At 49.0% G+C, this 7,625-nt stretch carries 5 protein-coding genes; 2 read left to right on the forward strand and 3 right to left on the reverse strand.

All coding sequences use genetic code 11. The features are described from left to right. Nucleotides 1-223: 223 nt before the first annotated feature. Together MJ769_RS13040 and MJ769_RS13045 are read left to right on the forward strand one after the other, a co-directional pair. Entirely contained in the window at nucleotides 224-3,598 is a 3,375-nt protein-coding gene (locus MJ769_RS13040) for an ATP-binding protein (RefSeq protein WP_239237575.1), read from the forward strand. Continuing rightward, on the forward strand, nucleotides 3,591-4,670 hold the full coding sequence (locus tag MJ769_RS13045) for a response regulator (RefSeq protein WP_239237576.1): 1,080 nt from the start codon (nucleotides 3,591-3,593) through the stop codon (nucleotides 4,668-4,670). Before MJ769_RS13040 ends, MJ769_RS13045 begins: the two co-directional genes overlap by 8 nt. Nucleotides 4,671-4,890: 220 nt before the next feature. On the opposite strand, the gene ntrC is transcribed toward MJ769_RS13045, so the two are convergent. From ntrC to MJ769_RS13060, 3 genes are all read right to left on the reverse strand, one after another. After that, entirely contained in the window at nucleotides 4,891-6,300 is a 1,410-nt protein-coding gene (gene ntrC / locus MJ769_RS13050; RefSeq protein ID WP_239237577.1) for a nitrogen regulation protein NR(I), read from the reverse strand. Between the two features lie 13 nt (nucleotides 6,301-6,313). Continuing rightward, nucleotides 6,314-7,366 (reverse strand): nitrogen regulation protein NR(II), encoded by a 1,053-nt coding sequence (gene glnL / locus MJ769_RS13055; protein WP_239237578.1) that lies wholly within the window; start codon nucleotides 7,364-7,366, stop codon nucleotides 6,314-6,316. A 10-nt stretch (nucleotides 7,367-7,376) separates the two neighbouring features. Continuing rightward, on the reverse strand, nucleotides 7,377-7,625 hold a 249-nt coding region (locus MJ769_RS13060), incomplete at its 5' end, for a hypothetical protein (protein WP_239237579.1).

The raw sequence follows: 7,625 nt of genomic DNA on the forward strand, positions 1-7,625 counted from the left end.
GCGGCTTAAGCTTGATATGTAAGAGATATTTTTTCAAGTAAAGCCGTATTGGACGCAACGGGATAAGCAGGCAAGCTGCAAAGCGGCTGTTCGCAAAATTGGATTTATTAGAAGGGCTATGTCACAGTTAAGTATTGGCTCTTAGTATCTATTTAAATATGAAGGATTTTTCGTTAATCACAGGAAATTACAACCCTATATTTTTAAGTTTCAGGGCAACAGCATGAATATTGTTAAAGCCTTCAATCTTCACCAAATTAGTCTGGCGCACAAATTTTTCATGTTGGGTATCCTAGCCGGTTTGATGATACTGGTGCCAACGGGACTGTACTTTCAACAAAAAAATGCTGATCTTGCCTTTATCCAAAGAGAATTGATTGCGCTGGACTCTGTGGACGAATTCTTTCGGGTGATGCAACTCATGCAGACCCACCGGGGCATGGCGGCAGGTGCCTTAGCGGGCGAGCATATGTTGGCCGCCCAGCGTCTGCTTTTACGAGATAGCGTTCTGACCGCCATAGAAGTGTTCGACTCTGTGCTTCGCCAGAAAGGTGCATCAACCGCTCTCGTGTCGCATTTGGAGAGACTACGCCAACGTTGGATCGCACTGGAACAAGAGGTGTCTGGCAATCAGCTCAAAGCAGCGCAAAGCACCCGACTTCATACCGAATTGCTGGCCGAGTGGCTGGTGCTCGACGAAGAGATGCTAAGCGAGTTTGGTTTAAGTCTTGACCCGGAGGTCGATACCTATCACTTGATTCAGGCCACGTTGCTCAACATGCCCGCTTTGGAAGAAACGCTGGGCGTTCTGCGCGCGACGGGTACTCCTTTTCTGGTGCAGGGCCATGTTGATGCAGGGAATAGCGCCACCTTGCGGGCTTTGGTTGTGAATGTGCAAGATACCAGAGACGATTTGTTTCGCAACCTCAACCGTGCAATGCAGGCCAATTCAAACGTCAATAGTGCGCTGGCATCCAAAATAGCGTCGCAACTGGCAACAGTGGCGCAACTATCGGCGCTGACCACTAAAGTATTGATCAATGCTAGCAGTCTCACCTACCCCGCGCCCGATTATTTGGCAGAGCTCACCCAGGGCATAGACTCTTTATATGAGTTCAACACCCTGGCCGTGAACAGTTTGAAACAGGTACTGCAGGCGCGGGTAACGGAGGCACAACAGACACTAGCCTTGTTAGTTGGCCTGTTACTCCTAGGCATGACCGGTGGGATGATACTGGCAGTGGCCTTTATTCGCAGCATTACCGGGCCTGTTGCCGAGGCGCTGGGGGTGGCTCGAGCCGTGTCGAAAGGCGAGATGGATGTTTCTGTGCCGGTGCGCGGAAACAACGAGCTGGGGCAGCTCATGCAGATGCTGGCCACGATGCGTGACAATCTGAAGGTGGCTCAGATTCGACTAAATCAACTGAAATTGGTGCTTGATGAGCATGCCATTGTCAGCGTAGCCGATGTTGCAGGGCACATTATTTATGCCAATGATCGATTCTGCAAAATTAGTGGGTATACGCGGAATGAATTACTTGGAAAAGATCACAGGGTAATAAATTCAGATTTTCACTCCACACAATTCTGGATGGAAATGTATAAGACAGTAGTTAAAGGTGAGACATGGCAGGGAGAGGTGTGCAACCGCACTAAAGATGGCCGACTGTACTGGGTTAACAGCACGGTTGTTGCCTTTATGGATGGGGACGGTAAGCCACTCGAATACATTGCTATCAGAACCGATATTACGCGGCAAAAAATAGCTGAAGTTGCTGCCAAAAGCGCTAACCAAGCCAAGAGCGAATTCCTCGCCAACATGAGCCACGAAATCCGTACCCCAATGAATGCGATCATCGGCTTCTCGCATCTGTGCCTGCAAACAAAACTGGAGCCGACGCAACGTGATTACACCGAAAAAGTTTACCGCTCCGCCAACAAATTGCTAAGTATCCTCAACGACATTCTGGATTTCTCCAAGGTCGAGGCAGGCAAGCTTGTCATTGAAAAAATACCTTTCCGTCTTGATGAGGTGATGCGCAGTGTGGCCGATATTATCAGTATCCGCGCAACAGAAAAAAACCTGGTTCCTCAGTTTGATAACGGAGCTAAAATTTTTCCGGTATTGGTGGGTGACCCCTTGCGTCTGGGGCAAGTCCTGAACAATCTGCTCAGCAATGCCATAAAGTTTACTGAAAAGGGTGAAGTCACAGTGCAAGTCAGAATAGAAAGCCAAACTACCAGCCACGATGACATCCCCGGTCATGTGGTGTTGTGCTTCACGGTACGCGATACCGGAATCGGCTTGACCCAGAAACAAATCAGAAAGCTGTTCCAACCGTTCAGTCAGGCTGATGCATCCACTACGCGAGAATATGGTGGAACAGGGCTGGGACTGTCAATATCCAAAGGACTTGTCGAGCAAATGGGCGGGGTAATGTGGGTTGAAAGCACTCCGGGGAAAGGGAGCACTTTTGCTTTCAACCTGCCCTTCACCTTTCCAGCCAAAGAGAGTGACACGCCTGCGGATTTAAGCCTGCATGGTCTGCAGGATAAAAAAATCGGACTCGCCGAGTTGACTGGTTTGCATCTATTGCTGGTTGAAGACAATGAATTCAACCAGCAGCTAGCGATCGCATTGTTGAATAACATCGGGATAAAAGTCACCCTTGCCAGCAATGGAATTGAGGCAGTGCAGGTGGCACAAACTGGACTATTTGATGCGGTGTTGATGGACATTCACATGCCGCATATGGATGGTTTGGAAGCCACGCGCCAGATCAGGAAAATTCCCGCCCTTTACGATTTACCCATCATTGCCATGACCGCCAATGCTATGTCCGATGATCGTAAGCAATGCCTTGCCGCTGGCATGAACGATTATGTTACCAAGCCCATACAAGTCAATGTGCTATTTGACACCATCGCACGTTGGACAAAGCGCAATGTATCATTTCCAGCCAATTCCGTTGCAACTGACGCAGAGCTAGCCTCCGGAGGTAATTCTGTTTATGATCCAGAAAGGGCGATAGCTAACATGGGCGATAAAAACCTTTATCTGACCCTAATTGGCATGTTTGAAGCCAATCAAGGTCAAGCTGGACAAGTCATTCAAGATGCACTCGCCGCCCACGATAACCAGACGGCGGAACGACTGGCACATACGTTGCAGGGAGTTGCCGCAACCATTGGGGCGGCAACACTGGCGGAATCGGCAGATCAACTGAAGATTGCCATCAAGAAAGAGGACACAGATAAGTATCCGCAATTGATTGCTGATACGATGGCAGAAATTGCTCAGGTGATAGTATTAGTCAAAGCCTACCTGCAAGCTCACACGGCAGAGACAGTCGTTGCCGATGTTGAGCGAAAACAACACCCTGTAAATATTGCGCAACTTGGCACATTACTTAAGCAATTGACCACACAACTGAAGTCTTTTGATTCCGATGCAGTGGATACCATGCAACAGATTAATCAACATATTAAAGGCACGACAACCGCATTGCGCTATGCCAAGCTGGGTCGACATGTCAACAATTACGATTATAAAAATGCCCTCGCTGAAGTGCAGATGCTTATGAAAAAAGATGGATAACACCCATAAAAATTCATTGCTGGTAGTGGACGACACCCCTGAGAACATCAGAGTGCTATGCGGCATATTGGGAACAGATTACGCTATAAAAATTGCCAACAGTGGTGAGTTGGCACTGGAAATAGTGGCGCTGCAACCGCCCGATTTAATCCTGCTCGATGTGATGATGCCTGGGATGAGCGGCTATGATGTCTGTCGCCAGCTCAAAAAAAATGAGAATACCCAACACATACCGATTATTTTTATCACGGCTCACGGCGACACAGAGGATGAGACGTTGGGATTCGAATTAGGTGCAGCAGATTACATCACCAAACCCGTCAAGTCTTCAGTTGTGCGTGCTCGTGTTAAGACACATCTGGCCTTGGCCAACCAGCACTACCACCTGAAGCAACTGGTAGCCGAGCGCACCAGCGAACTGAAGAATAGCAACCGGCAACTGGAGCAAACACATCTTGTCATGCTTCGGCAACTGGGTCGCGCGGCCGATTATCGTGATAATGAAACCGGCAGGCATGTCATACGGGTTGGCAGCTTCAGCAAACTGCTGGGTCTGGCATCGGGGCTTCCTGAGCCGCAGGCGGAATTGTTGATGTACGCTGCCATGATGCACGACATCGGCAAGATTGGTATTCCAGATCACATCCTGCTCAAGCCGGGCAAGCTGACGGAGGATGAGTTTGAAGTGATGAAGCGGCATCCCTTAATCGGCGCAGAAATTATCGGTGAGCACGATGTTGAAGTGTTGAAAATGGCAAAACAAATTTCGCTGGGGCATCACGAGAAATGGAACGGCAAAGGCTATCCACACGGTTTGAGCGGAGAATCTATCCCGCTTGTCGGGCGCATCGTGGCGATTGCCGATGTATTCGATGCGTTGACCAGCGTGCGCCCCTATAAACGCGCGTGGTCAATAGAAAGTGCTCTGGAGTTAATTGAAAAAGAGGCTGGGCAGCACTTCGATCCAACTCTTATCAGGTTATTTATGAACATGGAAACTCAGATGCGATATATCGTGACCAAATACAGCGATGAAGCCGATACATCGAACGACAATAACGTGGAGCCTTGATGAATCAGTCACACGGCACGAAACTTTCAGGCATCGAGGTATATAGCGGTACATCATTTTCTGTAAGCCCTCTTCGCCCTGTTTACGCTCGTTGAAGCAATTCATGACGGGTCATCATTTGCAGAAAGCCGCAGCCACTGCTCAGAATAATGTGATGGCGGCAAGGCAAGAATTGATAAAGAGGTTAATTCGCCTCTTAAATAATATCGCCGCCATTTTTTTATTTATCCAATCCGAATTCCTGAATCTTGCGTGTCATAGTATTACGCCCCATACCCAGGAGGGTCGCGGCTTCTATGCGCCTGCCATCGGTATGTTTTAGTGCCTGGGTGATAAGCGTGCGTTCGAACTGCTGGTTTAAACTGCTTAGAATATTTTGATCTCCACGTTGCAATGCATGCGCGACCTGCCGACCCAATTCGTAACGCCAATCGTCAGTCGAGGTGTCGGACGATGTGCCAGTGACAGTGGATGCCTCGCGCCATTCTAGCGGCAGGTCGGCAATTTCTATTTGTTGTGATGGTGTCATTACAGTGAGCCAATGGCAGAGGTTTTCCAATTGCCGCACATTACCGGGAAAATTCTGTGTGGCAAGATAATTCAGTGTGTCCTCGCTGAAGGACTTTTGTTCAACAGCAAGTTCACCTGCTTTCGCCTGCAAAAAATATTTCGCCAACAAGGGGATATCCTCACGCCGTTCACGTAGTGGCGGTAGACGCAGGCGGATAACGTTGAGGCGGTGGAATAAATCTTCACGAAACAAACCTTCTTTTACTCGCTCATCCAGATTCTGGTGCGTGGCGGCAATAATGCGTACATCTGTTTTGATCGGCTGATGCCCACCAACGCGATAATAATTTCTGTCCGACAGCACGCGCAATAAACGTGTTTGCAGTTCCGCCGGCATGTCACCGATTTCGTCAAGGAACAGTGTGCCACCTTCGGCTTGCTCAAAACGGCCGCGGCGGGCAGTAGCCGCGCCAGTAAATGCACCGCGCTCATGGCCAAACAATTCGGATTCAAGCAACTCTTTCGGAATAGCCGCAGTGTTTATGGCGATAAAGGGTTCGTTGGCTCGCGGGCTGTGGCGGTGCAATGCATGTGCGACCAGCTCTTTGCCGGTGCCGGATTCTCCATTGATGATTACAGTTGCATGCGAGTGTGCGAGCCTTCCAATAGCGCGGAACACTTCCTGCATAGCGGGTGCTTGTCCCAGGATATCAAGAGCAGCTGCGGCTGATTGCTCTTCTGCAGGTGCATCAGTGCGCAGGCTTTGTTCCAGTGCGCGGCGTATTAGCGCGACAGCCTGGTCGACATCAAACGGTTTGGCCAGATACTCGAATGCTCCACCTTGAAAAGCCGACACCGCGCTTTCCAGATCAGAATAAGCCGTCATGATAATTACGGGTAAACTCGGAATACGATCTCGAATTTTTTGCAAAAAATCCAGCCCAGAGCTGCCAGGCATGCGTATATCGCTGATGACAACCTGCGGTATGTCGTGCTGCAGCGCGGCTAATGCTTCATCGGCCGAGGCGAAACTTGCAAAATTGATGTCTGAACGTGCCAGGGATTTTTCTAGAACCCAGCGTATGGAGCGGTCATCGTCAATGATCCAAACAGGCTTCATATTAGCTTCCAATTTACTCACTTTCTTTTAGCGGCAGCATTACCGTGAAACAGGTGCGTCCTGGTTCACTGTCAAACGCTATGCTGCCTTCGTGTTGGCTGACAAAATCTTGCGCTAAGGTCAGTCCCAGACCGTGACCATTGTCACGACCAGAAACCAATGGATAAAAAATCTTGTCGTGCAAATGTGCGGGGACACCAGGACCATTGTCGATGATCTGAACGGCTACCGCCAAGCGATGGCGCTTTTTCATCAATGTTACTTGGCGCGAGATGCGTGTGCAGAGCACAATATTACCTTGTCCCTGCATGGACTGCGTAGCATTGCGTACGAGATTCAGGATCGTCTGAATAAGTTGTTCCTTGTCGCCCATTAGCTCTGGCAGGCTGATGTCGTAATCGCGCTGGATAGATATATTTATTGGAAATTCAGCAAGAACTACGCTACGCACGCGTTCAAGTACTTCATGAATGTTGAGGGAACTGAAATTGGGCTTATGTTGCGGAGTGAGCAGCTTTTCCATTAGTGAAACCAAACGGTCGGTTTCTTGAATAATGACTTGGGTGTATTCACGCAGACTAGGTTTCTCTAATTCATATTCCAGTAGTTGTGCAGCACCTCGTATACCACCCAACGGGTTCTTGATTTCGTGTGCAAGATTGCGTAACAGCAGGCGATTAGCTTGAGTCTGGTCTAGCATCTGTTCTTCGCGAGCTAACTTCAGCGGACGATCAATAGTATGAAATTCAAGTAGCAACTGATTATTAAATAATAGCGGCGTGGCGATGCAGCGCAAATGCAGCTTGCCATGTGGAGGTATACCCAAGGTAAGATCATGCTCAATATAGCTGGCGTTATTAGTGTGTGCATGCTGCATTGCAGCAACCAATTGTTCAGTATGAGTGAAGACATACTGTACCGGGTGGCCGATCAAACTTTTGCTACTTAAGGCAAACAAGGTTTCCGCAGCCGGGTTGATGTAAGCGATATGCGACTGCCCATCAAGTAGGATAACCGCAGTAGCGAGATGTTCAAGGGTAGGTAAAAAGGTGTCGGCTACAAGCATTTTCACTCTATTAAATAATTGCTCCATGGTTTATTAGTAATATCCATCGCACGCCTAAATGCAAGTTGGACGATGCCGCTACGCGGAGGAAACCCAAATTGCGATGCCACGATCTATGCTGCATCTTCGTCCCCTCGTTTTCTGAGGGGTTGATTTTGCACACAATCGTGAGGACACGCCAGAATGAACACAACATTTTCATCGCAATGTCGGGTAGCCAAGCGCGGTCACCCGCGCCCAGCCCCCTAAGAACCGTACG

Origin of the sequence: Candidatus Nitrotoga sp. BS (genome assembly GCF_927797785.1) — a bacterium.
GTDB lineage: Bacteria > Pseudomonadota > Gammaproteobacteria > Burkholderiales > Gallionellaceae > Nitrotoga.

Coding starts and splice junctions, on each gene's coding strand:
- MJ769_RS13045 (WP_239237576.1), top strand. CDS start 3,591: ATGGATAACACCCATAAAAATTCATTGCTGGTAGTGGACGACACCCCT.
- ntrC (WP_239237577.1), bottom strand. CDS start 6,300: ATGAAGCCTGTTTGGATCATTGACGATGACCGCTCCATACGCTGGGTT.
- MJ769_RS13040 (WP_239237575.1), top strand. CDS start 224: ATGAATATTGTTAAAGCCTTCAATCTTCACCAAATTAGTCTGGCGCAC.
- glnL (WP_239237578.1), bottom strand. CDS start 7,366: ATGCTTGTAGCCGACACCTTTTTACCTACCCTTGAACATCTCGCTACT.